This window comes from Streptomyces catenulae (genome assembly GCF_000718015.1).
GTDB classification, from domain to species: Bacteria; Actinomycetota; Actinomycetes; order Streptomycetales; family Streptomycetaceae; genus Streptomyces; species Streptomyces catenulae.
On record NZ_JODY01000003.1, the window covers coordinates 408,746 to 434,903 of the forward strand.

General features: G+C 75.7%; 23 protein-coding genes. 10 read left to right on the forward strand and 13 right to left on the reverse strand.

Going from position 1 to position 26,158, the window contains the following annotated elements:
* Positions 1–178: 178 nt before the first annotated feature.
* From IF23_RS0105745 to IF23_RS0105755, 3 genes are all read right to left on the reverse strand, one after another.
* A complete protein-coding gene (locus tag IF23_RS0105745; protein ID WP_030280482.1) occupies positions 179–529 on the reverse strand; it encodes a VOC family protein in 351 nt (116 codons plus the stop codon).
* A gap of 100 nt (positions 530–629) precedes the next feature.
* Positions 630–1,445 carry a methyltransferase domain-containing protein gene (locus IF23_RS0105750; protein ID WP_030280484.1) on the reverse strand — a complete coding sequence of 272 codons (816 nt, stop codon included), beginning with the start codon at positions 1,443–1,445 and terminating at the stop codon, positions 630–632.
* A 150-nt stretch (positions 1,446–1,595) separates the two neighbouring features.
* On the reverse strand, positions 1,596–3,080 hold the full coding sequence (locus tag IF23_RS0105755) for a bifunctional phosphatase PAP2/diacylglycerol kinase family protein (protein ID WP_030280486.1): 1,485 nt from the start codon (positions 3,078–3,080) through the stop codon (positions 1,596–1,598).
* 236 nt (positions 3,081–3,316) lie between these two features.
* Here IF23_RS0105755 and IF23_RS0105760 point away from each other — a divergent pair, with 236 nt between their 5' ends.
* The 3 genes from IF23_RS0105760 (at position 3,317) to IF23_RS0105770 (ending at position 6,450) form a co-directional block, all read left to right on the forward strand.
* Positions 3,317–3,757, forward strand: a complete 441-nt coding sequence (locus tag IF23_RS0105760) for a GNAT family N-acetyltransferase (protein ID WP_051739293.1) — start codon at positions 3,317–3,319, stop codon at positions 3,755–3,757.
* Positions 3,758–4,063: 306 nt separating this feature from the next.
* Positions 4,064–5,269 (forward strand): aminotransferase class I/II-fold pyridoxal phosphate-dependent enzyme, encoded by a 1,206-nt coding sequence (locus tag IF23_RS0105765; RefSeq protein WP_037677380.1) that lies wholly within the window; start codon positions 4,064–4,066, stop codon positions 5,267–5,269.
* Between the two features lie 77 nt (positions 5,270–5,346).
* Positions 5,347–6,450: an MBL fold metallo-hydrolase gene (locus tag IF23_RS0105770; protein ID WP_030280492.1), complete on the forward strand. Its 1,104-nt coding sequence runs from the start codon at positions 5,347–5,349 to the stop codon at positions 6,448–6,450.
* Between the two features lie 7 nt (positions 6,451–6,457).
* On the opposite strand, the gene IF23_RS0105775 is transcribed toward IF23_RS0105770, so the two are convergent.
* Positions 6,458–7,096 (reverse strand): DedA family protein, encoded by a 639-nt coding sequence (locus tag IF23_RS0105775; RefSeq protein ID WP_030280493.1) that lies wholly within the window; start codon positions 7,094–7,096, stop codon positions 6,458–6,460.
* Entirely contained in the window at positions 7,093–7,884 is a 792-nt protein-coding gene (locus IF23_RS0105780) for an MBL fold metallo-hydrolase (protein WP_030280495.1), read from the reverse strand. The genes IF23_RS0105775 and IF23_RS0105780 overlap by 4 nt, the downstream gene beginning before the upstream one ends.
* A 225-nt stretch (positions 7,885–8,109) precedes the next feature.
* Between IF23_RS0105780 and IF23_RS0105785 the strand changes: the two genes are divergently transcribed.
* The 3 genes from IF23_RS0105785 (at position 8,110) to IF23_RS0105795 (ending at position 12,397) form a co-directional block, all read left to right on the forward strand.
* A complete protein-coding gene (locus IF23_RS0105785) occupies positions 8,110–10,161 on the forward strand; it encodes a phage holin family protein (protein WP_037677382.1) in 2,052 nt (683 codons plus the stop codon).
* A 377-nt stretch (positions 10,162–10,538) separates the two neighbouring features.
* Positions 10,539–11,954: an amino acid permease gene (locus IF23_RS0105790; RefSeq protein ID WP_051739254.1), complete on the forward strand. Its 1,416-nt coding sequence runs from the start codon at positions 10,539–10,541 to the stop codon at positions 11,952–11,954.
* Between the two features lie 134 nt (positions 11,955–12,088).
* Positions 12,089–12,397 (forward strand): 4a-hydroxytetrahydrobiopterin dehydratase, encoded by a 309-nt coding sequence (locus IF23_RS0105795; RefSeq protein WP_030280500.1) that lies wholly within the window; start codon positions 12,089–12,091, stop codon positions 12,395–12,397.
* A gap of 10 nt (positions 12,398–12,407) precedes the next feature.
* Here IF23_RS0105795 and IF23_RS0105800 read toward each other — a convergent pair whose 3' ends face one another.
* From IF23_RS0105800 to IF23_RS0105820, 5 genes are all read right to left on the reverse strand, one after another.
* Positions 12,408–13,499 carry a YihY/virulence factor BrkB family protein gene (locus IF23_RS0105800; RefSeq protein ID WP_245654901.1) on the reverse strand — a complete coding sequence of 364 codons (1,092 nt, stop codon included), beginning with the start codon at positions 13,497–13,499 and terminating at the stop codon, positions 12,408–12,410.
* A gap of 117 nt (positions 13,500–13,616) precedes the next feature.
* On the reverse strand, positions 13,617–14,135 hold the full coding sequence (locus IF23_RS0105805) for a DUF6286 domain-containing protein (protein ID WP_051739256.1): 519 nt from the start codon (positions 14,133–14,135) through the stop codon (positions 13,617–13,619).
* Between the two features lie 309 nt (positions 14,136–14,444).
* Entirely contained in the window at positions 14,445–15,305 is an 861-nt protein-coding gene (locus IF23_RS0105810; RefSeq protein ID WP_030280506.1) for an endo alpha-1,4 polygalactosaminidase, read from the reverse strand.
* Between the two features lie 151 nt (positions 15,306–15,456).
* Positions 15,457–16,851, reverse strand: a complete 1,395-nt coding sequence (locus tag IF23_RS0105815) for a cryptochrome/photolyase family protein (protein WP_030280507.1) — start codon at positions 16,849–16,851, stop codon at positions 15,457–15,459.
* A 51-nt stretch (positions 16,852–16,902) separates the two neighbouring features.
* On the reverse strand, positions 16,903–17,922 hold the full coding sequence (locus IF23_RS0105820; protein ID WP_051739295.1) for a DUF1266 domain-containing protein: 1,020 nt from the start codon (positions 17,920–17,922) through the stop codon (positions 16,903–16,905).
* A gap of 143 nt (positions 17,923–18,065) precedes the next feature.
* Between IF23_RS0105820 and IF23_RS0105825 the strand changes: the two genes are divergently transcribed.
* The 3 genes from IF23_RS0105825 (at position 18,066) to IF23_RS34785 (ending at position 20,878) form a co-directional block, all read left to right on the forward strand.
* Positions 18,066–19,043, forward strand: coding sequence for a class I SAM-dependent methyltransferase (locus IF23_RS0105825; RefSeq protein ID WP_030280511.1), 978 nt, complete (start codon positions 18,066–18,068; stop codon positions 19,041–19,043).
* Positions 19,044–19,156: 113 nt separating this feature from the next.
* A complete protein-coding gene (locus IF23_RS0105830; protein WP_030280513.1) occupies positions 19,157–19,606 on the forward strand; it encodes a hypothetical protein in 450 nt (149 codons plus the stop codon).
* A gap of 507 nt (positions 19,607–20,113) precedes the next feature.
* On the forward strand, positions 20,114–20,878 hold the full coding sequence (locus IF23_RS34785) for a DUF2637 domain-containing protein (RefSeq protein WP_051739260.1): 765 nt from the start codon (positions 20,114–20,116) through the stop codon (positions 20,876–20,878).
* Between the two features lie 69 nt (positions 20,879–20,947).
* On the opposite strand, the gene IF23_RS0105840 is transcribed toward IF23_RS34785, so the two are convergent.
* The 3 genes from IF23_RS0105840 to IF23_RS0105850 all read right to left on the reverse strand — a co-directional run bounded on the left by IF23_RS0105840 (position 20,948) and on the right by IF23_RS0105850 (position 24,863).
* Positions 20,948–21,781, reverse strand: a complete 834-nt coding sequence (locus tag IF23_RS0105840) for an aldo/keto reductase (RefSeq protein WP_030280517.1) — start codon at positions 21,779–21,781, stop codon at positions 20,948–20,950.
* A 120-nt stretch (positions 21,782–21,901) separates the two neighbouring features.
* Entirely contained in the window at positions 21,902–23,728 is a 1,827-nt protein-coding gene (locus IF23_RS0105845) for an AMP-dependent synthetase/ligase (protein ID WP_030280519.1), read from the reverse strand.
* A gap of 271 nt (positions 23,729–23,999) precedes the next feature.
* Positions 24,000–24,863, reverse strand: a complete 864-nt coding sequence (locus IF23_RS0105850; protein ID WP_030280521.1) for a LysR family transcriptional regulator — start codon at positions 24,861–24,863, stop codon at positions 24,000–24,002.
* Between the two features lie 213 nt (positions 24,864–25,076).
* Here IF23_RS0105850 and IF23_RS0105855 point away from each other — a divergent pair, with 213 nt between their 5' ends.
* Positions 25,077–26,153 carry a bile acid:sodium symporter family protein gene (locus IF23_RS0105855; protein WP_037677386.1) on the forward strand — a complete coding sequence of 359 codons (1,077 nt, stop codon included), beginning with the start codon at positions 25,077–25,079 and terminating at the stop codon, positions 26,151–26,153.
* Positions 26,154–26,158 lie beyond the last annotated feature (5 nt).

The window sequence follows — 26,158 nt, forward strand, 5'->3', positions numbered from 1 at the left end:
CGGGTGACCTGCGCGGACGGCGCGCGTACGGGCGGCCTCTCGCGGGTGACCTCGCGTGGGCGACCTCGTGCGGGCGGTGCGGCCGTCGGCGCGCGGGGCCGGGGCCGCACCGCCGGTCCGGCTGTCTTGCTGTCCGGTGGTCTCCGGCGATCCTTCCGCCGGTCGGGACGACGGTGTGTCAGTCGCCCTGCCGGTCGACGTACTCGAAGATCGAGCCGTCGGGGTGGCGGGCGATGAGGTTGCGGCCGATCGGGGTGGGCAGCGGCCCGGCGATGATCTCCGCGCCGACCGCCCGCAGATCCGCCACCGCCTCGTCCACATCCTTCACGGCCAGCGTCGCGGTCACCTTCGACAGCACCGAAAGCTCCGCCTCCGGCCCGCTCATGAGGAAGAAACAGCCCACCGCCGCGACCGCGACCGGACCGCGCTGGAAGCGCACGGCCTCGGTCCCGGTCAGACGCTCGTACACACCGACGGCGGCGTCCAGATCGCCGACGCACACCCGCAAGGAGGTCCCCAGAATGTCCATACGGGGCAGGGTAGTTGAGCAGGTGGGCGGCGCGCGATCGCCGGACGGGGGAGATCGGCCGGGGTGCGTGCGGCGGGCCGCGCCGACGCCTTCGGGGGCGTCAGACCCGGCAGCGGAGTTCGCCGTGCAGCACCGCGAACCAGGCGTCCTCCTCGGCGCCCCACGCCCGCCAGGTCGCCGCGATCTCCGCCAGCTCCCGCGGGGTGGTGTGACCGCCGTCCACCGCCAGCTCCGCGTAGCCCGAGGAGACCGTGCGGTCCGCCCAGAGCCCGCTCCACCAGGCACGCTCCTCGGGGGTGCGGTAGCACCAGGTACCGGCGGTCGCGGTGATCGCCTCCGGGGCGAAGCCCGCCTGCCGCGCCCAGGCGTGCAGCCGCCGACCGGCGTCCGGCTCGCCGCCGTTGGCGCGCGCCACCCGCCGGTAGAGGTCCAGCCAGGCGTCCATGCCGGGGACTTCCGGGTACCACGTCATCCCCGCGTAGTCCGCGTCGCGCACGGCGACGATGCCGCCGGGCCTGGTCACCCGGCGCATCTCCCGCAGCGCCTGGACGGGGTCGCCGACGTGCTGGAGCACCTGATGGGCGTGGGTCACACAGAAGGTGTCGTCCGGGAAGTCCAGTGCGTGGACGTCGCCGACCGCGAAGCGGACATTGGTCAGGCTGCGGCCCTCGGCGGTGGCGCGGGCCTGCTCCAGGATCCCGGGTGCCCGGTCGAGGGCGGTGACCTCCCCGTCCGGCACCAGCGCGGCCAGATCGGCCGTGATGGTGCCGGGTCCGCAGCCGATGTCCAGCACCCTCATGTGCGGGCGGAGCGCATCCAGCAGATAGGCGGCCGAGTTGGCGGCGGTGCGCCAGGTGTGCGAGCGGAGGACGGACTCGTGGTGGCCGTGGGTGTAGACGGCGGTCTCCTGCGGCATGCGGGCTCCTTCGCGGCGTCGGACGGCGGCTCCGCGCAGCCGCGGACCGCCCCGGATGCCCCCGGGGCGCCCGCGCCGCGGCGGCACGGACGCCCTCGCGGCGTGGTGGCTCCACCGTACGCCGCCATCTCGTATCACGAGAGTGGCATCTCAGGATTCGGGCAGCAGGCGGTAGACCGTCAGCGCCTCGTTCTCCTTCGTCAGCGTCAACGGGCCCGGCGTGGTGGCGACTTCACCGTCGTAGGCGAGGTCCGTGCCGTCCGGCAGCCCGCCGATCCGCAGGGTGCGCAGCCGGGCCTCCTTGAGGACGGGGGAGGAGCGCGGGGTGCCGGTCAGCGCCGCCACCAGCAGCCGGGTGCGGGCCAGCCGCCCGGCCCGCACCACCCGTACGTCCAGGACCCCGTCGGCGAGATCGTGGCGGCGTACGGGCGTCAGGCCCAGACCGCGGTAGGCGCAGTTGCCGACGAAGAGCATCCACAGCTCCATCCGGCGGCCGTTGATCTCGGCGGACACCGGCTGCGCGGTCCGCAGCACATGCCAGGCGGCGAGCACCCCCGCGGGCCAGGCGCCGATCCTGCCCGCCCACCGCTCCCGCAGCCGGACCAGTTCCGGATAGGCGCCGATGGAGAAGGTGTTGAGGAAGTACTGCCCCGCGCGGTGCGGCGCGGTGCGGAAGCGTGCCAGGTCGACGGCGACCGCCTCGCCGTCCTCCACGGCGCGCGCGGCCTCGCCGAGCGTCTCGATTCCCAGGTCGTAGGCGAAGTGGTTGTGGGTGCCGCCGGGCAGCACCGCCAGCGGCAGCCCGTGCCGGACCGCGACGGCGGCCGCCGCGTTGATCGTGCCGTCGCCGCCGAGCACGCCCAGCGCGCCACCGCACCGCTTGGCGCTCTCCGCGGCCTCCTCCAGCGCCTTGTCCAGATCGGGGGCATCGGCCCCGCCGCAGGTGACGACGGTGGCGCGGGGCAGCACGCCGTGCACCTCCGGCCCCCGGTCCGGACGGGTCTCGCCGCGCTGGCCCGACCCCTGGTTCGCCACCACGAACAGCCCGCGGCCGCCGGGCAGCGCGGGCGCGTCGGCGCGTGGCCGGGCCGGTGGCGCCAGTTGGGCGCGGGTCGGGGCGAGGCCACGCACCGCGAAGGCCGCACCGGCGCCGAGCGCGGCGCCCGCCAGCACGTCGCCGGGGTAGTGGACCCCGGTGTAGACGCGGGAGAACGCCACGGACGCGGCGAGCGGCGCCAGCGCCAGCCCCCACCACTTGTTCTCGAACGCGACCCCGGTGGCGAAGGCGGCCGCGGACGCCGCGTGTCCGGACGGGAAGGACGAGGTGAAGGGCTGGCGCCGCAGCTGACGTATGACGGGCACCGTGTCCAGCAGCGGGCGGGTCCGCCGTACGGAGCGTTTGCCCAGGGTGTTGACGGTCGCGGAGGCCACGGCGAGGGAGGCGACGCCCCGGACGGCGGCCCGGCGGGCCGGTCGGCCGCCGAGCGCCGCGGCACCGGCCGCGAGCCCCAGCCAGAGGAGTCCGTGGTCCGCGCCGCGGGTCAGCCGCGGCAGCACCCGCTGCGCGCCGGGCCACTCGCGGGTGGCGATGGTGTCGAAGAGCCGTCGGTCCACACGGGACAGGAGAGAGCGCATGCGGCCCCTTGTACCCCAGACGCGGGGCGCGATACGGGGAGGTTGCCGGAACGGGCACCGCCGTGGCGGGGCGGCGGCTGCCGTTCGGCCGGTGCGCGGGCCGGGTTCCCGGCGCCCCGGCGCGCGGTCGGGCGGCCCGGCGGGCCCGGGCGTACCGCGCGGCCGACGGCTCCCGGACGCAGACGGCCGCCGGAAAACCGGGCGCCTTCCGGGCCCCGGTGTGCTTGTCTTCCCCGGTGATCAGGAACCGTGACGCCACCGACCTCGACGCCTGCGCGGCGGTGCTGGCCGAGGTGCACCGCCACAGCGGCTACCCCCACCACTGGCCCGCCGACCCCGTGGACTGGCTCACCCCCGACGGCCTCACCGCCGCCTGGGTGGCCGAGGAGTCCGGCGTGATCGTCGGTCATGCCGCCCTGCGCGGCCCGGAGATAAGCCGCCTCTACGTCCACCCCGCCGCCCGCGGCCACGGCATCGGCGGCCTGCTGCTGCGCACCGCCCACACCGCGGCGCTCGCCCACGGCAGCCCGCCCGTCCTGGAGGTCAAGTCCACCAATCTTGAGGCCGTCGCCCTGTACGAACGCCACGGCTGGACCCGCACCGCCACCGAGGAACAGGAGTGGCTGCCGGGGGAGCGGGTGGTGATCCACCGTTACACGGCGGGGCGGCCCGGCTGAGCGGTGCGGTCGGCCGACGTCCCGGGCCCACCGCCCCGCGCCCGCCCCGGCCCCACCGGACCGACGCCCCCGCTGCCCCATTCGGATGACGACGGCGGCGTCGGACCCGGCCGGGCGGGCGTGGCGTGGGCTCCGTTGACGTGTCGGGGGTGTGTGGGGCGCGGGATCTGCCAAGGTGGGCCGGGCGTGATTCATGTGATGGGCCCACGAACGACCCACGCGGCCGACGTCCGGTCGGCGCACCGCCGACGCCGCGTCCGGCCGTCGGCGGCCCCCCGTCCCGTCGTGTGCACTGTGGAGGTACGGATGCAGCGGACCGCCCCGGATCCGCGGCCGGAGCCCGCCCCGGAACCGTCCGGCCTCCCGGTGCTCCCCGAGCTCGCCGACCGCCTCACCGCCGCCGCCGGACGCGCCGGACCGGAGCCCTCCGGCGGCTCCCCGGAGCTGCGGACCGCCGCCGCCGGGTACGCCGGACGCCGCGGTCCGGCCGCCGGTCCCGACCGGCTGCTCGTCGGCCCCGGCGCGCCCGCCCTGCTGCTCGCGCTGTACGCGGCGGTGGGCGGCGCAGTGGTGCTGCCCCGGCCCTGCGCCGCCTGGTACGCGCCGCCCGCCCGGCTGCTCGGCCGGGCCGTGCACCTCGCGCCCGTACCGGCCGAATCGGGCGGCGCGCCGGACCCGTTCGCCTTCCTGGAGACCGTGCGGCGGGCGCGGATGGAGGGGGACGGGCCCGGGGTGCTGGTGCTCTCCGTCGCCGACGACCCGACCGGGACCTGCCCGCCGCCCGAGCAGCTGCACGAGGTCTGCGAGGCGGCCGCGGGGGAGGGGATGTGGGTGGTCAGCGACGAGACACGCCGCGATCTGCTGCACGATCCGCACGACACCGTGGTGCTCAGCCCCGCCGAGATGCTGCCCGCGGACGTCGTGGTCCTCAGCGATCTGCGGGCCACCCTGCTGCCCGCGTCCTGGCCGGTCGGGATCGCCCGCTTCCCCGAGGGGGAGCGCGGCGCCGCGCTGCGCGCCGCCGCCCTGGGCGCGTTGACCGCCGCGGCCACCCCGCTGCCCGGACCGCTCGCCGACGCCACCGGGTACGCGCTCGGCGAACCGGCCCCGGTCCGCGCCCGTACCGCGGCCGCCGCCCGGCTGCACGGCACCCTCGCCGCCGCCCTCTACCGCACCCTCACCGCCGCCGGGGCGCTCTGCCGCCCACCGCGCTCCGGCAGCCACCTCTACGCCGACCTCGAACCGCTCCGCCACCCGCTGGCCGCCGCCGGGGTCACCGGCGCGGCGGCCCTGGAGCGGGAGCTGGCGCCGTGGGCCGCGCGCGGCGGCCACCGCTTCGGCGACGACCCCGGCGCGCTCCGCGTCCGCCTGAGCACCGAGGCGCTCCTCGGCCCCGACCCGGACGCCCGCCGCCCCGTCCTGGCCGCCCCCGACCCGCTGCGCACCGCCCCGGTCGCCACCGCGCTGGCCCGGCTCGACCACACGCTGACCGTCCTGACCACCGGCGGCTGACGCCCGCACCCCACCGCCCCGCCCCCTTCGCACCCGATCCGGCCGTGTCGTCCCACCCCTCGAAAGGGAGCCCCGCGATGACCGAACAGACCGAGCGCTCCGTCCCCGCCTCCCCGCACACCGCGCCCCCGGGGCCGCCCGCGGTGGCCCGGTCCGCCGTCCGGCGCCCCGCCGCGCCCGTCCGCCCGGACGTCCCGCCGCTGACCGCACCCCGGCCACCGGGCGAACCCCGTACCTGGCCGCGGGACTTCACCGACCGGCTGACCGCACCGCTGCCCGGCGTCCGGGCGCTGGCCCGGATCGCGCGGGAGGGCAAGCTGCGGCCCGCGCCGGGGACGATGGCGCAGATCCAGGACCTGCCGTTCGCGCCGGGCCCGCTGCCGCCCGCCGGACCCGCCACCACCGCCGTCACCTGGGCCGGGCACGCCAGCTGGGTCGTCCGGATCGGCGGGCTGACGGTGCTGACCGACCCGGTCTGGTCCCGCAAGATCCTCGGCACCCCCGCCCGGGTCACGCCCGTCGGCGTCCGCTGGGAGGACCTGCCGCCGATCGACGCGGTGGTGATCAGCCACAACCACTACGACCACCTCGACGCCCCCACCCTCAAGCGGCTGCCGCGCACCACCCCGCTGCTGCTCCCGGCGGGCCTCGCGCCCTGGGCCCGGCGCCGCGGCTTCACCGCCGTCACCGAGCTGGACTGGTGGGAGGCGGTCGAACTGCCCGCGCCCGGCGGCCCGGTCCGGATCGACTTCGTCCCCGCGCACCACTGGAGCAAGCGCACCCTCCTCGACACCTGCCGCACCCTGTGGGGCGGTTGGCTGCTCACCGCGCCCGACGGCCGCCGGGTGTACTTCGCCGGGGACACCGGCTACGGCCACTGGTTCGAGGAGATCGGCCGCCGCTACCCGGGCATCGACGTGGCGCTGCTGCCGATCGGCGCGTACGACCCGCGGTGGATGCTGCGGCCGGTGCACACCGACCCCGAGGAGGCGGTCCGCGCCTGCCGGGATCTCGGCGCGCGGGCGCTGGCCCCCATGCACTGGTCGACGTTCCTGCTCTCCGGGGAGCCGCCGATGGAGCCGCTGCACCGGGTCCGCGCCGCCTGGCAGGCCACCGGGCGGCCCCGCGAGGACCTCTGGGACCTGCCGGTCGGCGCCTCCCGCGTCCTGCCCGATGTCTGACGCGGCCTCAGCTCTGGCCGCGCGGCTCCCGGGCCCGCACCCGCCGCCACAGCACCGGGACCGCACCGACCAGCACCGTCAGCGCCACCGCCGCCGCCACCCCCTGCCACGGACTGCCGAACAGCGAACCGCCCGCCAGCCCGATCAGCTGGTACGTCGCCGTCCAGGCCAGACAGGCGGGCGCGTCGCCGCGGGCGAAGGTGCGCAGCGGCATCCGCGACAGCAGACACGCCAGCATCACCGGGATCCGCCCAGCCGGTACCAGCCGCGACACCGTCAGCACCAGCACCCCGTGCGTCCGCAGCTGCTCCTGCGCCCGGGCCAGCCGCTCGGGCGCCGCCCGGTCGCGCAGCCGCTCCGGCCACCGCGAACCGCTCCCGGCGCGCAGCCCGCGGGCGCCCAGCCGGTAGAGACCCAGATCGCCGAGGAACGCCGCGACCGACGCCACCACGAAGACGCCGAGCAGGGCGAAGGGCGAGGTGTGGTGGAAGGCGACCACCGCCGCCGAGCTGACCACCGCGCCCGTCGGCACCACCGGCACCAGCGACCCCAGCACCACCAGAAGGAAGAGCGACGGATAGCCCACCGCCTGCTGCGTCGACTCCGGTGGCACCGTCGCCGCCGCCAGCACCACGGTGGGCGTCATCGCACGACCACCGGCCGGACCCGTTCGCCGTGCGCGGGCCGGTGGACCCGCACCCCGGGCGCCAGCAGCGCGACCTGCCGCTCGAACTCCTGGCCCGGCGCATGGAACTCGTGCGGCCGCACCGCGTCGAGACCGATCGGCCAGTACGTGCCGTAGTGCACCGGCACCGCGCACACCGGACCCAGCAGCGCCGCCGCCCGGGCCGCGCGCCGCGCGTCCAGATGCCCGCTCCCCAGGAACGGCCCCCACCCGCCGACCGGCAACAACGCCACCTCACACGCCCCGACTTCCTCCGCCATCGCGTCGTACAGCCCGGTGTCGCCCGCGAAGTACGTGCGCGCCGCGCCCCGTACGACATAGCCCAGGGCGGGCACGCGGTGCGGCCCGTACGGCAGCCGCCGTCCGTCGTGGGCGGCGGGGACCGCGGTGACGGTGACGGTGCCCGCGGGGTCCGCCGCGACCGTGTCGCCGGGCGTCACCTCCGTCAGCCGCAGCCCGCGCGCGAGCGCGACCCGGCGCAGCGCCGGGACCTCGGCGGGCGCGCCGCGCGGCACCACCACCCGGGTGCCGGGCGCGAGGCGGGCGAGGGAGGCGGGGTGGAGGTGGTCGGCGTGGAGATGGGAGACGACGACGAGATCGGCGCGGGCGGCCTCGGGCGGCGGCAGGGCGCCGCGGCGCCGCCGCAGATGCGCCAGGCGGCGGGCGAAGAGCGGATCGGTGAGCACCCGCACCCCGGAGTCCTCGATCGTCGCGGTGGCATGCCCCCACCAGGTGATCTCCACCGCCACCGGACCTCCCGACTCCCGGCGCCGGGCCGTCTCCCGTGCGCCGCCCGTCGATCCTGCCTCATCCCCGGCCCGCCCCGGGCCCCGGGGCAGGCGCGGCATATCCGTACACTCCCTCCCCTTCCCGCCCATCACGGGGCCAAGGCCGGGGACCGACGCGTATATGACACGCTGGAGCGGACGCCCGTGCCGCCGGCCCGGGAGCGGACCAGGAGCGAAAGGGAGACCGTGACCGGGCGGTGGAGATCCATCGGCGGCGCCGTGCTGCGGGTGCTCGCGGTCTGGGCCGTGTCCAGCCTCACCCTGCTGGTGCTCGCCGTGGTGCTGCCGGACTTCCGGCTCCAGTCGCCCGGCGGTGACAGCCTCACCCGCACCGCGCTCACCGCCGTCCTCGGCGCCGGTGCCTTCGGCCTCCTCGGCGCGCTGGTCTGGCCGCTGCTGGTCCGCGCGTTCCTGCTGGTCCCCGCGCTCGTCCTGGGCCTGCTGGTCTTCTTCCTCAACGGTTCGCTGCTGCTCGTCGCCCTCGGTCTGCTCCCCGAGGGCCGCGGTCAGGTCGCCCCCGAGACCGCGGTGATCGTCGCCGCCGTGATGTCCGCGACCTCCTCGGCCACCTCCGCCTTCCTCGCCGTCCGCAACGACGAGGCGTACCGCCGACGGCTGGTGCGGCTCGCCGGGCGCCGCGCCCGCCGCGCCGGGGCCACCGCACCCCGCACCCCCGGCACCCTCTTCCTCCAGCTCGACGGCGTCGGCCACGACCTGCTCCGCGACGCGACCGAGGGCGAGCGTCCGCTGATGCCGACGGTGGCCCGCTGGCGCGCCGACGGCCACCGCCTCACGCCCTGGCACACCGACTGGTCCAGCCAGACCGGCGCCAGCCAGCTCGGCATCCTGCACGGCACCAACCACGACCTGCCCGCCTTCCGCTGGTACGAGAAGGAGACCGGGCACACCCTCGTCAGCAACCGCCCCACCGGCGCCGCCGAACTCCAGCGCCGCGCGGTGGCCCGCACCGGCCACCCCGGGCTGCTCGCCGACGACGGCGCCAGCCGCGGCAACCTCTTCACCGGCGGCGCCGACCAGGTCGCCCTCGTCATGTCGGTCGCCGCCCGCCGTGGCCGCGACACCCGCTCCCGCGCCGGATACTTCGCCTACTTCTCCGACCCGGCCAACGCCACCCGCACCGCCGTCTCCTTCGTCGCCGAACTCTTCCGCGAGACCGGCCAGGCGCTCCGCGGCCGTCTGCGCCGCGAGACCCCGCGGGTGGGACGCGGCGGTCTCTACCCCGTCCTGCGCGCCTCCGCCACCGTCGTCGAACGCGATGTGGTGGTCGCCGCGATCGTCGGCGACCTCCTCGCCGGACGCACCACCGTCTACGCCGACCTGGTCGCCTACGACGAGGTCGCCCACCACTCGGGACCCCGCCACCGCGACACCCACCAGGTGCTCCGCAGCCTCGACCGGGCCGTCGCCCTCCTCGCCAAGGCCGCCCGGCACGCCCCGCGCCCGTACCGCATCGTGCTCCTCTCCGACCACGGCCAGAGCCCCGGCGAGACCTTCCTGGAGCGCTACGGGCTGAGCCTGGCCGACCTGGTACGCGCCGGGTGCGGGCTGCCGGTGCCGCGCCGGGTGCGGCGTACCCGCAGCGGCGCCGAGGCGCGGGAGTCGGCGCGGGCGGCGCTGCACCGGCCCGAGGACACCGACGGCCACACCACCTCCCAGCCGGTGGTGCTGGCCTCCGGCAACCTCGGCCTGGTGTCGTTCCCGGACATGCCCGGCCGCGTCACCCGCGAGGAGTTGGACCGCCGCAACCCGGCGCTGCTCGGCACCCTCGCCAACCACCCCGGCATCGGCTTCCTGCTGGTCCGCTCCGCGGCGCACGGCGCGGTGGTCCTCGGCCCCGCGGGCGCCGAACACCATCTCGACACCGGCCGGATCATCGGCGCCGACCCGCTCGCGCCGTTCGGCCCGGGCGCCGCCGACGCGGTGCGCCGCACCGACGGCTTCCCGCACGTCGCCGACATCATGGTCAACTCCGCCTACGACCCGGCCACCGGCGAGGTGCACGCCTTCGAGGAACAGATCGGCTCACACGGCGGTCTCGGCGGCGACCAGAGCCGCCCCTTCCTGCTGGCCCCCGCCGCCCTCTCACCCCCGGTCCCGGCCGACGCCCCACCCCTGACCGGCGCCGCCGAGGTCCACCACGTCCTCCGCCGCTGGCTGCGCGAGGCGGCGGAGAGCGACGGGACCCCCGCCCGCACCCCGGTCACCGACGAGGCGTGAGCGGGGACGGCCCGGTGCGGCGTCGGCAAACCGGCTGAGACGGGGAACCGGCTGAGGCGGCGAGCCGGTTGCGCCGGAGCCGGTGCGACGGCCCGCGCCTCCCGGCCGGGCGCACCGGACCGGCCACGGCACCGAGCGCCGGGCCACTGCCCGGAAGCCGGCTGCGTCCGTCCTCCCGTACGCCCCGGACCAGCGAAGACACCCGTTCGGAGGGGGTTGCGGGATTTGCGTCCGCCGGTCGCCGGGCCGGAGATCCTCCGTCCCGGCGAACGGTTGACGGGAGCATTCGCGGCGATTTTGCGCCGTGCCCCGAACCGGTGACGATGTGCACCAGTCCGGCACACCGGACACCCCGCACGACGAGAGACACCCACTCCATGCACCCCAGCCCCGACGAGCGGCACCCCGGGACGGGTGCGGCCACCGACGCGCCCGCGCCGGTCCGCCGCTTCGGTCTCGCCACCGCCACCTGCCTGGTGATGGGCAACATCATCGGCGGCGGCATCTTCCTGCTCCCCGCGTCCGTCGCCCCGTACGGCACCGTCAGCCTCGTCGCCTTCGGCGTCCTCACCCTCGGCGCGCTGGCCCTCGCCCTGGTCTTCGGCAAGCTGGCCCGTCGCCATCCGGACACCGGCGGGCCCTATGTCTACGCCCGCGAGGCGTTCGGCGACTTCGCCGGGTTCCTGTCGGCCTGGTCGTACTGGACGCTCACCTGGGTCAGCAACGCGGCCCTCGCGGTCGCCGCCGTCGGCTACGTCCACGTCCTGCTGCCCGGCCACGCCGGGCGCGGCACCGACCTGATCGTCGCGCTGGCCGCCCTGTGGCTCCCGGCCCTCTCCAACCTCGCCGGGACCCGCTACGTCGGCGCCGTACAGCTGGTCTCCACGGTCTTGAAGTTCGTCCCGCTGCTGTTCATCGCGGTCGTCGGGGTGTTCTTCTTCGACCCGGACAACCTCGGCTCGTTCACCGAGGGCACCACCGGCACCCTCGGCGGACTGTCGGCCGCCGCCGCGATCCTGCTCTACAGCTACGTCGGCGTGGAGTCCGCGGCGATGAGCGCGGGCGAGGTCCGCGACCCGGGACGGAACGTCGGCCGCGCCACGGTCCTCGGCACCCTCGGCGCCGCCCTCGTCTACCTGCTGGGCACCGTCGCCGTCTTCGGCACCGTCTCCCACGACAGGCTGGTCCACTCCAAGGCGCCGTTCTCCGACGCGGTCAACGCCATGTTCGGCGGCCACTGGGGCGGCACCCTGATCGCCGCCGCCGCCGTCATCTCCATCGTCGGCGCCCTCAACGGCTGGACGCTGATGAGCGCCCAGTCCCCGTACGCCGCCGCGCAGGACGGCCTCTTCCCCGCCGCCTTCCTCACCAAGCGGCGCGGGGTGCCGACCTTCGGCGTCATCGCCGCCGCGGTGCTGGCCAGCGGCCTGACGGTGATCAACTACCTGCTGGGCTCCGGCGGCGTCTTCGAGATCCTGGTGCTCATCACCACCTTCTCGGCCACCGTGCCCTACCTCCTCGCCGCCGGGGCGCAGATCTACTTCCTGCTCACCGGCGAACGCGACCGGGTCCGCCCGGGCCGCTTCGCCCGCGACCTGGCCCTGGCGCTCGCCGCCTTCGGCTTCACCTTCTGGCTCGTCGCCGGGGCCGGATACGCCGCGATCTACCAGGGCGTGCTGTTCCTCTTCGCCGGGATCCTCGTCTACGCCTGGATGGCCGCGCGGCGCAAGGGCCGCGGCCCGCACCCCGCACCGGCCGCACCGGCGCACTCCGGGGACGCGCCCACGCCGTGACCGGCCGCCCGGCCCCGTCGCCGGGCGGGCGCCGGGGCCCACGTGCCACGCTGGAGGCCGGTGCGGGGCACGGGTCCCGTACCGGCCCGCCCGGGGCGGAGCGGCCGCGCCGGGAGACGACGAGGAGGACCGGGATGCCCCAGCCGGAACCGCTCAGTGACCAGGACATCGCCGCACGGCTCGGGGAGCTGCCGGGCTGGTCGGTCTCCGAGGGCCTGCTGCGCCGTGGCTACCACTTCGCGGGCCACTTCCCGGCCGCCGCGATGGTCATCCACATCGCCCAGATCCAGGAGGAGCTGGGCCACCACGCCGATCTGACCCTCGGCTACAACCGGCTCGCGATCGCGGTGAACACCCACAGCGCCGGTGACCGGATCACCGCCCTCGACTTCGGCCTGGCCCACCGCATCGAGGCCGTCGCGGCGGCACACGGGGCCGACTGAGCGGCCGCGGTCAGCCCGAGGAGCGGGTGACCCCGGGACCGGGGCGCGGCACCGCGGCGTCCGGCCGGGCCGCGGGCTCCGGGTCCGGTGCGGCGGCGGGCCTCGGCACGGATTCCGACCGCGAGCCCGCCTCCGGCCCCGGACCCGCCTCGGGCTGCGGCTCCTCCTGTCCGGGCGCCTCCGGCTCCGCCGTCGGCCCGGGCGCGCCGTCGCCGTCCGCCCCCTGCCACCCCGCCCGCCGCAGCTCCACGTTGAACTGGGCGCCCGAGAGCAGCGACAGGTGGGAGAACCACAGCCAGATCAGGAAGACCACCGGCCCGGCCAGCGACCCGTAGAGCCGGTTGAAGGTGCCGACGTACGACGCGTAGAACGTGAACGCTGCCGACGAGACCAGCCAGAGCAGCACCGCGACCACCCCGCCGGGCACGGCGCGCGGCACCCCGCGTGAGGGCGGCGGGCCGGAGCGGTACAGGAGCATCACCAACACCACGGCCAGCAGCAACAGCAGCGGCCACTGGAGGAGGTTCCAGGTCTGCTCACCGGCCTCGCCCAGCCCCAGCGTCCGGCCCAGCGCCGTCGCGATCGGCCCGCTCACCAGCAGCGCCACCGCCGAGCTGATGAGCAGCGCGATCAGCAGCAGCGCGGTCGCCAGGATGCGCGGCGCCTTGCGCCACGGCGGCCGGTCGTCCTTCGTACGGTTCATGGCGTGCAGCGCCCGCCGGAACACCGCGAGATAGCTGCACGACGACCAGACCGCGCTGACCAGCGCACCGCCGACCAGCATCCACGCGGCGGTCCGCTGATGCGCCATACCCACCAGCGCCCGCCGCAGCGTGGGCCCGGAGTCGGCCGGGGCCAGCGACGTCAGGTGGTTGATCAACTGCTCGGTGGCCGGGGGATCGGCCAGCCCGATCAGCGACACCGTCACGATCGTCGAGGGCAGCAGCGCCAGCACGGAGTAGTACGTCAGGCTCGCCGCCCAGTCCGTCACATCGTCGTGCCACACCGACAGCGGCGTCCGGCGCAGCGCGGTGCGCCACTGGAGCGCCGTCGGCAGCGCCCGCCGCAACCGCCCGCGGCGCGGGGCCGCCGGGGCGCTCACCCGGACCTCCCGCGCAGACCCGGCGCCGTGCGGTACGGCCCGCGGCGGATACCGCTCCCGGCCATCTCTGTCCGTCCTTACGTGATCGGGGTGTACGTCGGTGGGCGGTGCCGGACGCTACGCGGGGGCGATCCGGATCACCAGACGCGGCGGCCGGACCAGGCCCAGCCGGTCGCGCAGCGCGCGCAGCTCCGCGGTGAGCGCGGCCCGCGCCTCGGCCGGATCGCCGAACACCAGCACCGCCCGGACCACGGCGCGGCGGCCCCGCACCCGCACCCGGGCCCGCGCGATGCCCGGCATCCGCAAGGTGGCGTCCCGCAGCAGGGCGCCGAACCCGCGCCGGTCGAGCGCGGCGTCCGCGCCGGGCAGCAGCCGCGCCCCGGAGCCCTCCCGCAGCCGGCCCGGCACCAGCGCCAGCACCACCATCGCCACGCCCAGCAGCGCGACCACCGCACCGCCCGCGACCAGCCATCCGTCGGTGAGCCGCACCGCGGACACCACCCCGTCGAGCAGCCCGGCGAGCACCCCCGCCAGACCGGACGGCCGACCCGCCCCCGCCGCCGTCAACGCCGCACAGCACGGCACCACGGCTCCCGCCGTCAGCACCGCCCGCCACCGGCGCCCCGCGCGCTCCATCGCCGTCGTCCTCCTCGTTCCCGCTTCCGGTCCCTCCGGTGCGTACCGCTCCGGATCCGCGGCCGCTCCGCGCCGCCCCGGCCGCCCGGCGGGTGCGCACCAGGCAGGGACCCTGCCGCTCCGCGCGGTCGCGGCGACCGCACCCACCCCGTACACCACGGTCCCGCCCGCCCCACCGGACACTTCCGGCATCGCGCCCGCCCTCTCTCGCCTGCCCACTGTTCCGGGAAAGTCAACCTCATCCACCGGCCCCCGCGCCCGCGAACCCCGAGGACTTAGGGGGCCGAGCCCCTGTCCCAGGGGTTGCCGTCAGCAGTGCCGGTACACGTGACCGTGCTCCCCCTCCGGCCGCACATCGCGGTCGCGCAGGGTGAGGGAGAGGCGGTCGCCCCAGCGGCGGCAGCCGGAGGTGAAGTCCCGGGCGCGGTACTCGATGTCGAGGACCCGGCCGTCGTAGGCGGAGAGGTAGCGGTCGCACTCCCGGTAGCGGGCGCACTCCTCGGTCACCGCGAAGTCGAAGCCGATCCGGGACCGCTCGCCCAGCAGCGCGGCGGTGTTCTTCTGCGCGAAGGCCAGCCCCCGCGCATGGGCCCGCCGCGCCAGCAGCCGGGCGAACGCCGCCGCGTCGTCCGCGTCCAGCCGCCCGCCGGAGCGCTCGTACGAGTCGAGGTTGTCCGCCTCCACGGCGTCGAAGCCCGCCGTGGCGCAGCCGTCGATCCAGCCGCCCACCACCTCGGCGGCGGCCGTGCGCTTCGCGGGCGTGGACACGTCCAGCAGCGGTTCGTCCCAGTCCTCGTCGATCACGAGCGGGCCGTCGTCGCCCTTCTCGTGCAGCAGCAGATCCGGCTGGTGGCGCCGCCACCAGCCGACCGCCCCACCGGGCTGGGTCTGGAACGCGTTGACGTAACAGACGTTGTAGCGGCCCGCCGCCGGTTTCTCGGTGCGGTCGCGGGAGACCACCCGGACGTCGTCCCGCGGCGGGTACGCGCCGCCCAACTGGTAGTCGAAGACGGCGTCGGCGGGTGGCAGCCGCACCTTCCCGGGCGCGGGGGACGCCGCCGCGGGCCGGGCGTCGGACGCGCCGTCGGCGGCGGGGGAACAGCCGGGGAGGGCGGCCGTCGCGCACAACAGGGCGAGCAGCGGAGCGGATCGGCGGAACAGGCGGTGCACGGCGGCATCAGCTTTCGGTCGGTTCGCCCCGGGACCGGTCGGCGGACCGGGAGCGCGCGGTCTGTGCGCTCGGAGGGGACAACCGGCAGCGTACGCACCGGGGCACGCCCACCCGTCGCGCGCCCCCTGCCCGACCGCCCGCCCGCCGCCGCTAGTCCAGCCCCCGGGCCCGCCGGAACCGCGCCGTCCCCGCGTCCAGTTCCACCACCGGCGCCGGGTAGTCCAGCGCGGCCCGCTCCCGGCCGTCCAGCCGCCACGGGCGGTGGACGGCGGCGCCCGGCAGGTCCGCCAACTCCGGTACCCAGCGCCGTACGTACGCGCCGTCGGGGTCGAAGCGGCGGCCCTGGACGACGGGGTTGAGGACCCGGTTGGGGCGGGTGTCGGTGCCGGTGCCCGCCGCCCACTGCCAGTTCAGCTGGTTGTCGGCGAGGTCGCCGTCGACCAGCAGATCGAGGAAGTGCCGGGCGCCGACACGCCAGTCCACGTACAGCGTCTTCGTCAGGAAGCTCGCGGCCAGCAGCCGGGCGCGGTTGTGCATCCACCCCTCGTGCCGCAGCTGCCGCAGCCCCGCGTCGACCACGGGGTAGCCGGTCCGCCCCGCCCGCCACGCCGCCGCCTCCACGCCGTCGCCCCGCCAGCGGTCGCCCCGGGTGCGATACTCCCGCCACGCCGCCGCCGGACGCGCCGCCAGCACCTGGTGGTGGAAGTCCCGCCAGGCCAACTGCCGGACGAAGGCGTACGCCCCCGCGTCGTCCCGGTCCGCCGCCGTGCGGACCAGCTCCACCGGGGAGACACAGCCGAAGTGCAGATAGGGGGAGAGACGTGAGGTGGCGTCGCCCGGCAGATCGTCGTGGCGGTCCTCGTACGCGGCCAGCCCCGTGCGCCGCCAGGACGCGAAGCGCCGCCGCCCGGCCGCCTCACCGCCCTCGGGCAGCGCCGGGGACGGACGGCCGCCGGGACACAGCTCCGCCCCGGTGGGCAGCGCCGCCGACCGCACCCCCTCCGGCACCGCGACGGTGCGCGGTGCGGCCACCACCGGACGCGTCCCCTCGGCCCACCACCGCCGGAAGTACGGCGTGAACACGGCGAAATGGTCCTTGCCGGAGCCCGGTCGCGACCCGCCCGACGGGACCACCGCACCCGGCGGCACCGCCGTGATCACCGCGTCGTGCACCACCAACCGCCGCCCCTCGGCCGCCAACCGGTCCGCGAGCCGCCGCTCCCGCCGCGCCGCGTACCCGGACACCCCCGCCGCCAGATGCACCTCCCCGGCGCCGCACTCCGCCGCCACCCGGCAGGTCTCCGCCACCACATCCCCCGTACGGAGGATCAGCCGCCCGCCCCGGGAGCGCAGCGAGCTATCCAGATCGGCCAGCGCCGCCGCCAGGAACGCGGCACGGTTCGCCGTCACGAACCCGGCGGCGGCCACCCCCTGGTCCACGACGAAGAGCGGCACCACCCGGGTCGCGGCCCGTACCGCCGCCCGCAGCACCGGCTGGTCGTGCACCCGCAGATCGGACGTGAACAGACACACCGCGACATCCATGCGCCCACCCTGGCGCATCCGCCGCGCCCCGGGCCACCGACGCACCCGGCGTCAGACGAAGGCCAACCCCTGCCACGGCGACGCCGGATCCTGGGCGAGCACCCGGTGGACATGCAGCGCCTCCGCGTACGGGGCGCCGAACCAGCCGTGGTCGAAGGCGAGCATCCGGCCCAGCGCGTACCCGGCCGCGTACCCCTCCCAGGAGTCGTACGCCTCCCGGGCCAGCGCACCGACCCGCTGCACCACCTGCTCGGCCTGCGGCGGGGCGCACAGCCGCGCCCCCAGTCCCAGGCGGACGAGGTGCACCGCATGGGCCAGATCCAGCGCCAGCACCGACCTCACCCGCCCGTCCGGCGGCAGCACCCCGTCCGTACGGAACCGCTCCTCGTACCGCGTCACCAGCTCCGGCACCTCGGCCGCGGCGTCGCCGTCCCGGCGGGCGCGGAGCGCCGCCTCGGTCTCCGCGGGCAGGAAACCGCCGCCGAGCAGCTGCTCCGACCGCTCCTGCCAGGACCCCGGATCCGTCACCGACCACTGCTCCCGCAGCGTCTGTGCGTCCGTGGCGTGGTCGAGGAAGACGGTGCCCAGCTCGTTCCACGGCACGCTGTGGTGGACGGCCAGCGGCGCCCCGCACGCCAGCCCCTGCGCCGACGGCCCGTGCAGCGGCCCCGTCGCCAGCGTGGTCAGCAGCCCGCCGGGGCGCACCCCGAAGTGGGCGCGCGCCTGCAACCAGGACGCCCGGTGCGCGGGCGCCGCCACGAGATACGCGGCCGACGGCGTCCCCGGGTTGACCGCCAGCCGCCACTTGTCGTTCGGCCAGTCCTGCGCCAGCTCCTCGACCGAGACCCGGTCGAAGAACTGCTGCGGCTGCCAGGGCGGCAACATCCCCCGCGTCAGCACCGGCAGACACTTCCCGCCCACGACCGGGTCGTCGTAGACCGGCAGCGGGTCCTGACCCGGCTGCGGCGCCACCAGATAGAGATCCTCGCCCGCCAGGGCCGCGATCTGCCCCGCCCCGTCGCCCCGCGCCGTCGCCTCACACAGCCGCCGCTCGGTGTCCGTCGGCGGCATCCACACCGGAGTACCCATCCGCCCGACCCTACGGCGCCCGCCCCGACCCGCCGTCACCAGGGCGTCTCCCACCGATCACCCACCGCCTTGCCGAAGCGGCAACGAAGCTTGCTCCCCGGTGCGGACCGGTCCAGGCTCGCCCCATGACCCACGACGACGCCCGCCCGCACACCCCGGCGCACGGCCACGGCGCACCCGCCCCCGGACACCACCACGGCGACGCCGACATGGACTGGGAGGTGATGGGCCCGCTCCTGGAGAGCGGCGCCGAACTCCACTCCACCGTCTTCGAACAGGCCGCCGCCTGGCTGGGCACCCTCCTCGCCCCGCCGGACGGCCGCTCCGCCGCCCCCGTCCGCCGCATCCTGGACGTCGGCAGCGGCCCCGGCGTCGCCACCTGTCTGCTGGCCCGCGCCTTCCCCGACGCGGAGGTCGTCGCCGTCGACCCCACACCCGCGCTGCTCGACCGCACCCGCGCCCGCGCCGCCGCCCTCGGCCTCGCCGACCGCGTCACCACCCACCGCGCCGAACTCCCCGACGGACTCGACGGCGACGCCGCCCCGGACGACGGCGGCCACCCCACCGGGCCGGTCGGCGACGCCGACCTCATCTGGTCCAGCCGGACCCTGCACCACGTCGGCGACCAGCGGCGCGCCGTCGCCACGCTCGCCCGCCACCTCCGCCCCGGCGGTGTGCTGGCCCTCTCCGAGGGCGGTCTGCCGCAGCGCTTCCTCCCCCGCGACATCGGGCTGGGCCGCCCCGGGCTCCAGGCGCGGCTGGACGCGGTGACCGAGGAGTGGTTCGCGCGGATGCGGGCCGCGCTGCCCGGCGCCGAGGACACCGTCGAGGACTGGCCCGCCTTCCTCACCGACGCCGGGCTGGACACCCCGCACAGCCGCAGCTTCCTCGTCGACCTGCCCGCCCCGCTCTCCGCCGACGGCCGCGCGTACGTCGCCGCCGGGCTGACCCGCGCCGTCGAGGCGTTCGGCGACGACCTCGCCCCCGACGACCTGGCCACCGCCACCCGCCTCCTCGACGCGGACGACCCGGCCGGTCTCGCCCGCCGCCCCGACGTCTTCCTGCTCGCCGCCCAGACCGTGCACGCGGCCCGCGCCCGCTGAGGGCACCCGCTCCGGCCTGCGGGAACGTGGTCGGGCGCCGGTGACCTGGCAGCCACGGTACCCCCTGGTTAAGCTCGATCGGGGGGCCGAGGACCCGATCCAGGGAGGCTCCGATGCAGCTGGCGCCCGAACCACGTGACATCGCCCCGCGCCTCGCCACCGGCGCGTTCATCCTCAACTCCGGTCTGGGCAAACTGAAGGCCGACGACGAGACCGCCGCCGGAATCCACGGCATGGCCTGCACCGCGTACCCGTTCCTGGAGAAGCTCGAACCCCACGTCTTCGTCCGGCTGCTGGCCTGGTCGGAGGTGGCCGTCGGCAGCGCCCTGCTCGCCCCGGTCGTCCCCAACCGCCTCGCCGGTGCCGCGCTCACCGGGTTCTCCGCCGGGCTCGTCGGCCTCTACCTCCGCACCCCCGGCATGCGCGAGCCCGGCAGTCTGCGCCCCACCCAGAACGGCATCCCGCTCGCCAAGGACACCTGGATGCTCGGCATCGGCCTGGGCCTGCTCGGCTCCGGCGCCCGCTGGAGCTGCTGCCGCAGGCGCCGCCGCTGCCGCCGCTGAACCGCCCGCCACACCCGCTCCCGGCCGGACGCCCGGCCGGACGCCCCGTGCGCGACACGGCAAGGCTGGGCCGACCGGCCGAACCCGTTCGCGAATCCGGGTGCTTCCGCATCACTCGAATGCAGCATGTACGACTGGCCGGTTTGTTCGTTGGACCGGGCGTGACGTCAGCACGCGCCAGTGACCGCGCGCGGCCGGGTGGCCCCGCCGCGCGCCGAGCCGAAGGACCCGGCGGGCCGCCCGGCCACCGTCCCGACGCCCGCTGCGCCGCCTGCGCGGGGCCACCACCCGCCCGCCGTACGCCCGCCCGCGCCCGGCGCATACGCCCGCGCCACCCCGCGGCCCCCGGGCGGCCCGGCCCCGTACGCCGCGTGTGAACGTCCCCTTGCGACCGCGTCCCTCACCCGACCCGGCCCCGCCACCGCGGGCCCGCCCCGGCGGCCACGCCGCGGGCGGGCCCGCGGCGCACGCGCGCCCCGGCCGGGTCCTTCTCCCGAAAGACATGACGTGCACGAGACCCAGACCTACATCCCGGCGCAGCAGACCGACGAATTCGTGCCGAGCCAGGGCACCTTCACCCGTGCGGTCCGGGACACCGACCCCCGGGTCGACATCCCGCTGTTCGCCCCGCAGCCCGACCCCTACGGGTTCGACGCGGTCGCCTGGGCGAACGTCCCGGTGTGGGAGACCGACGGTCCGGTACCCCAGGACCCGCACGCGGGCGACGGATACCCGGCGCCACCACCCACCGGACCCACCGTCAGCCATGCCCGCACCCGGCAGCACCGGCCGGGGGTGCACCGCGCCGGAGCCGTCCGGCTGCGCCGCTGGGCACGGCGGATCAGCGCCGTCGTCGCCGCCCTCACCGCCGTGATGATCAGCGTGCTGGGCGCCATGGTCTGCTACGCACCGCTGCGCGCCCTCGCCTCCCAGGGCGCCTCCGGCGACCTCGCCGACCTGTGGCCGCTGCTGATCTACGGCCCCTGGATGGTGGCGTCCCTCGCCATCCTGCGCGCCTCCGCCCACGGCCGCCGGGTCGCGCACTCGTGGTGCGTGGTGATCCTCTTCTCCGCGCTCGCCGTCGTGCTGTGCGTCGCGCACGCCCCGCTGACGCTCTCCGCCATCAGCGTCGCCGGACTGCCGCCGATCACCGCGCTGCTCTCCTTCCACCAACTGGTGCGCCAGATCGAACCTCCCGCGCCGCCGCGCCCCGCCCCGGCGGAGGAACCCGGCAGCGGCCACCACCGCAAACCGCCGAACCCGCGGCAGTGACGCCGTCCCGCGACGCGGCGCGCCGCCGCCCCGACCGAACGGGGGCGGCGGCGCGCCGTGCTGCCGGGCTCAGGCGACGTCGAACGACGCCGGGTCCGGGCCCAGCCGGGTGCCGTTGTCGAGACCGGCGACGGCCTCGATGTCGGCGTCGTCGAGCTGGAAGCCGAAGACGTCGATGTTGGCGGCGATCCGCGACGGCGTCACCGACTTCGGGATGACGACGTTGCCGAGCTGGAGGTGCCAGCGCAGCACCACCTGGGCGGGCGTCACCCCGTGCTTGGCCGCGATCTCGCCGAGCACCGGCTCCGCCAGCAGGTCCTTGCCCTGGCCCAGCGGCGACCACGCCTCCGTCGCGATGTGGTGCCGGGCGTGCGCCGCACGGGACTCGGCCTGCGGGAAGTACGGGTGCAGCTCGATCTGGTTGACCGCCGGGACGATCGAGGTCTCGCCGATCAGCCGCTCCAGGTGCTCCGGAAGGAAGTTGGAGACACCGATGGCACGGGCCCGGCCCTCCGCGTGGATCTTCTCGAAGGCGCGGTACGTGTCGATGTAGGTGTCCTTGGCCGGGAGCGGCCAGTGGATCAGGTAGAGGTCGACGTACTCCAGGCCGAGCTTGGCCAGGGAGGCGTCGAAGGCGCGCAGGGTGGAGTCGTAGCCCTGCTCGCCGTTCCAGAGCTTGGTGGTGACGAAGAGTTCGTCACGGGGGATGCCGGAGGCGGCGAGCGCCCGGCCGGTGCCCTCTTCGTTGCCGTAGATCGCGGCGGTGTCGATGCTGCGGTAGCCGGCCTCCAGGGCGTGGCCGACGGTGGCGGCAGCCTCGTCGTCCGGCACCTGCCAGACGCCGAAACCGAGCTGCGGCATCGTGACGCCGTTGTTGAGCGTGATGGTCGGGACCTGGCTCACGGGGAATCGATCCTTACGTCGTCGTGCATGTCCACCGACGACAACGATCACCCGCCGCTCCGCATTCCCGCGCGCGGGAAGAGAACGCCCTGTTCCACCCGTGCGGCGTACCCGACCGGCTCAGCTCCGGTACAGCGCCTCCACCTCTTTCGCGTACGCCGTCTCGATCGCCTTCCGCTTCAGCTTCAGCGACGGCGTCAGCAGCCCCTGCTCCTCGCTGAACTGGTGGGCCAGTATCCGGAACGTACGGATCGACTCGGCCTGCGAGACCAGGGTGTTGGCGGCGACCACGGCCCGCCGGATCTCCGACTCCAGATCCGGGTCGCGCACCAGCTCCATGGGGCGCATGTCCGGTTTGCCGCGCATCGTCAGCCAGTGGGTGACGGCCTCCGGGTCCAGCGTCACCAGCGCGGCGATGAACGGCCGGTCGTTGCCGACCACCAGGCACTGGGCGACCAGGGGGTGCGCCCGGACCCGGTCCTCCAGAACCACCGGCGAGACCGTCTTGCCGCCGGAGGTGACGAGCACCTCCTTCTTGCGGCCGGTGATCGTCAGATAGCCGTCCTCGTCGAAGGCGCCGAGGTCACCGGTGGCGAACCAGCCGTTGTGCAGCACGGCGCCGGAGCCCTGCGGATCGCCCAGGTACCCCTGGAAGATCTGCCCGCCGCGCAGCCAGATCTCGCCGTCGTCCGCGACATGGACGGTGGTGCCGGGGATGGGCGTGCCGACCGTGCCGAACCGGGTGCGCTCGGGCGGGTTGGCGGTCGCGGCGGCGGTGGACTCCGTCAGGCCGTACCCCTCGAAGATCCGCACGCCCGCCCCGGCGAAGAACAGGCCCAGCCGACGCTCCATCCGGGAGCCGCCGGACATCGCGTGCCGCACCCGGCCGCCCAGCGCGTCACGGACCTTGCTGTAGACCACCTTGTCGAAGAACTGGTGCTGCATCCGCAGGGCGGCGCCGGGCCCGGAGCCGGTGCCGAACGCCTTGTGCTCCATCGCCTCGGCATGCCGGACCGCGACATCGACCGCCTTGTCGAACGGCCCTTCCTTCCCCTCGGCCTCCGCCTGCCGCCGGGCCGCCGCGAAGACCTTCTCGAAGACGTACGGCACCGCGAGGACGAACGTCGGCCGGAAGCTGCGCAGGTCGGGCAGGAGGGCGCGGGCGCTCAGCTCCGGCTGGTGGGCCAGCTTCACCTTGCCGCGGAGGGCGGCGACCTCGACCATCCGGCCGAAGACGTGCGACAGCGGCAGGAAGAGCAGGGTGGACGCCTCGTCGCCGGGGCGGGAGTGGAACGCGGTGTCGTACCGTTCGAGGACGTTGTCCGCCTCGGCCATGAAGTTGGCGTGGGTCAGCACACAGCCCTTGGGGCGGCCGGTGGTGCCCGAGGTGTAGATGACGGTGGCGATGGCGTCCGGGGTGACCGCCATCCGGTGCCGGTGCACCACGTCGTCGTCGAGGTGCGCGCCCGCCGCGGTCAGCTCGGCCACCGGGTCCGCGTCGAGCTGCCAGAGCCGCCGCAGCTGCGGCAGTCGGCCGATGACCGAACCGACGGTCATCGCATGGTCCTCGTGCTCCACCAGACACGCCGTCGCGCCCGCGTCGTGCAGCATCCAGAAGACCTGCTCGGCGGAGGAGGTCGGGTACAGCGGTACGGACTGGCCGCCGATCGCCCAGACGGCGAAGTCGAAGACGGTCCACTCGTAACGGGTGCGGGACATGATCCCGACCCGGTCGCCGAACCGGACGCCCTGGGCGAGCAGGCCCTTGGCCAGCGCCATGACCTCGTCCCGGAACTGCCCGGCGCTGACGTCGACCCAGCGCCCCTCGGCGTCCTTACGGGCGAGCGCGGCCCGGTCCGGGTCGCGGGCGGCGTGGTCGAAAACGGTGTCCGCCAGCCCACCGACCCGGGGCCCGGTAGCCAACGGCTCCACGGTGAACTCGCGCAATGACCCAGCTCCTTGTGGTACTCCTCACACGGCCGCGACCGTACCCCACGGTTTCGCCCAGTGGGAGGGCCTTACCGGGTTCCGGACGGCGGCGGGCGCCCCCAGGTGGTCCGGAGGAAACGGACCACTCCCCGGAAGAGTGGACATGTACCGGTCATCCACCGACGGAACGATCACTACCTGGGGACCGTATCTGCACCAAATCTCTGCACCCGAAGGGTGAACCGCCCGGCTTCCCACGGACGGGGTCCGGCGCCCGGTCGCACCGCCGTCAGGGCAACTGGAGCCGGTCGCCCCCGGCCAGGATCGCGTCGGCCAGCGCCTCCGCGGGACCGCGGGCGGCGGAGCCGCGCCGCCCGTGCAGCAGGACGAAATCCACCCCGCCCAGCTCCGGCAGTCCGGCCCGCGGCGCCATCCGCACCAGGCCCGGCGGGATCATCCCGAGGGTGTGCGCCATCACCCCGAGCCCGGCGCGGGCGGCGGCGACCAGCCCGTTGAGGCTCCCGCTGGTACAGGCGATGCGCCAGGCCCGGCCGTGTTCCTCCAGACACTCCAGCGCCCGGGCGCGGGTGACCGCGGGCGGCGGGAAGACCACCAGCGGCACCGGGCGGTGCGGATCGAGCCGCAGCCGGTCGCTGCCCACCCACACCAGCCGGTCCCGCCACACCAACCGCCCCGCGGGCCCCTCCGGACGCCGCTTGGCGAGGACGAGGTCGAGTCGCCCGGCCGTGAGAAGTTCGTGGAGGGTCCCCGACAGTTCGACGGTCAGCTCCAGATCGACCTCGGGGTGGGCGTGCCGGAACCCCTCCAGGATCTCCGGCAGCCGGGTCAGCACGAAGTCCTCGGACGCCCCGAACCGGAGCCGCCCGCGCAGCCGCGTCCCGGTGAAGAACCCGGCGGCGCGCTCGTTCGCCTCCAGGATCGTGCGGGCGAAGCCGAGCATCGCCTCGCCGTCCTCGGTCAGCTCCACCCCGTGGGTGTCGCGCGCGAACAGCCGCCGCCCGGCCGCCTCCTCCAGCTTCCGTACGTGCTGGCTGACGGTCGACTGCCGCAGCCCCAGCCGGTGCGCGGCCTGGGTGAAGCTCAGGGTCTGCGCGACGGTCAGGAACGTACGCAGCTGGGCGGGATCGAACACGGGGCACCTCGGGTGGGCGGCGGTCCGGCCACCGTGGGGTCGCCACCCGGGGGAGCGGCGTGGCCGGAACGGGCCGGTCTGCGGCCATGGTAATCACGTTCCGGCATCACAGTGAGTGCGGCGAACGGGGTTCCCGATATCCGTGGGGCCCGGCACTCTGGAGAGGGCACCGTCCATGCCGCCGTCCGTACCGACCCCGACCGAAGTGAGATCATGCGCCGCCCTGCCCTCGCCCTCCCCTCCTGGCTCCCCGTGGACGGATACATCCTGGCGCTCCTCGCCACCGTCGGACTGGCCGCGCTCCTCCCGGCCACCGGCTCCGCCGCCACCGTCGCGGACGGCGCCGCCACCGGGGCCGTCTCCTTCCTCTTCTTTCTCTACGGCGCTCGCCTCTCGACCGCCGAGGCGATGGCCGGACTCCGCCACTGGCGACTCCATCTGACCGTCCTGGCCTGCACGTTCGTGCTCTTCCCGCTGCTCGGACTGGCCGCCCGCGGCCTGGTCCCCTACGTCCTGCCGGGCGGGCTGTACACCGGCGTGCTCTTCCTCTGTCTGGTGCCGTCGACCATCCAGTCGTCCATCGCGTTCACCTCCATCGCGCGCGGCAACGTCGCCGCGGCGATCTGCGCCGGATCGTTCTCCTCCCTCGTCGGCATCGTCGTCACCCCGCTGCTCGCCGCGCTCGTCCTGGACGGTGAGGGGCCCGGTGTCTCGGGCGGGGCGCTGGTCTCGATCGTCTGCCAGCTGCTGCTGCCGTTCCTCGCCGGGCAGGTACTGCGCCGCTGGATCGGCGGTTTCCTCACCCGGCACAAGAAGGTTCTCGGCCTGGTGGACCGCGGCTCGATACTGCTGGTTGTCTACAGCGCCTTCAGCGCCGGGGTGGTCGCCGGGATCTGGCACCAGGTCTCCCCGGTGCGCCTGCTGGTCCTGCTGGGCGTCCTCGCGCTGCTGCTCGCGGTGATGCTGGTCCTGACCTGGTACGGCTCGCGGAAGCTGGGCTTCGGGCGGGCCGACCGGATCGCGATCACCTTCGCCGGGTCGAAGAAGAGCCTGGCCGCCGGGTTGCCCATGGCCAGCGTCCTCTTCGGCGCCCAGGCGGGCCTTGCGGTGCTGCCGCTGATGCTCTTCCACCAGTTGCAGCTGATGGTCTGCGCGGTGCTGGCGAAACGGTTCGCGGCGCGGGCGGAGCCGGAAGGTGCCGAGCCGGACGCCCCGGAGGACGGCGGCCCGGCGGACGCCCCGGCGGCGACCCGCGACGGCGAGCCGGTGGCCGCCGGGGAGTCCCGGTGACGGCC

What these genes read in the sequence shown, in the direction of transcription:
- IF23_RS0105745 (WP_030280482.1), bottom strand. Translation starts at nt 529, where the DNA reads ATGGACATTCTGGGGACCTCCTTGCGGGTGTGCGTCGGCGATCTGGAC.
- IF23_RS0105750 (WP_030280484.1), bottom strand. Translation starts at nt 1,445, where the DNA reads ATGCCGCAGGAGACCGCCGTCTACACCCACGGCCACCACGAGTCCGTC.
- IF23_RS0105755 (WP_030280486.1), bottom strand. Translation starts at nt 3,080, where the DNA reads ATGCGCTCTCTCCTGTCCCGTGTGGACCGACGGCTCTTCGACACCATC.
- IF23_RS0105765 (WP_037677380.1), top strand. Translation starts at nt 4,064, where the DNA reads ATGCAGCGGACCGCCCCGGATCCGCGGCCGGAGCCCGCCCCGGAACCG.
- IF23_RS0105770 (WP_030280492.1), top strand. Translation starts at nt 5,347, where the DNA reads ATGACCGAACAGACCGAGCGCTCCGTCCCCGCCTCCCCGCACACCGCG.
- IF23_RS0105775 (WP_030280493.1), bottom strand. Translation starts at nt 7,096, where the DNA reads ATGACGCCCACCGTGGTGCTGGCGGCGGCGACGGTGCCACCGGAGTCG.
- IF23_RS0105790 (WP_051739254.1), top strand. Translation starts at nt 10,539, where the DNA reads ATGCACCCCAGCCCCGACGAGCGGCACCCCGGGACGGGTGCGGCCACC.
- IF23_RS0105795 (WP_030280500.1), top strand. Translation starts at nt 12,089, where the DNA reads ATGCCCCAGCCGGAACCGCTCAGTGACCAGGACATCGCCGCACGGCTC.
- IF23_RS0105805 (WP_051739256.1), bottom strand. Translation starts at nt 14,135, where the DNA reads ATGGAGCGCGCGGGGCGCCGGTGGCGGGCGGTGCTGACGGCGGGAGCC.
- IF23_RS0105815 (WP_030280507.1), bottom strand. Translation starts at nt 16,851, where the DNA reads ATGGATGTCGCGGTGTGTCTGTTCACGTCCGATCTGCGGGTGCACGAC.
- IF23_RS0105820 (WP_051739295.1), bottom strand. Translation starts at nt 17,922, where the DNA reads ATGCCGCCGACGGACACCGAGCGGCGGCTGTGTGAGGCGACGGCGCGG.
- IF23_RS0105825 (WP_030280511.1), top strand. Translation starts at nt 18,066, where the DNA reads ATGACCCACGACGACGCCCGCCCGCACACCCCGGCGCACGGCCACGGC.
- IF23_RS0105830 (WP_030280513.1), top strand. Translation starts at nt 19,157, where the DNA reads ATGCAGCTGGCGCCCGAACCACGTGACATCGCCCCGCGCCTCGCCACC.
- IF23_RS0105855 (WP_037677386.1), top strand. Translation starts at nt 25,077, where the DNA reads ATGCGCCGCCCTGCCCTCGCCCTCCCCTCCTGGCTCCCCGTGGACGGA.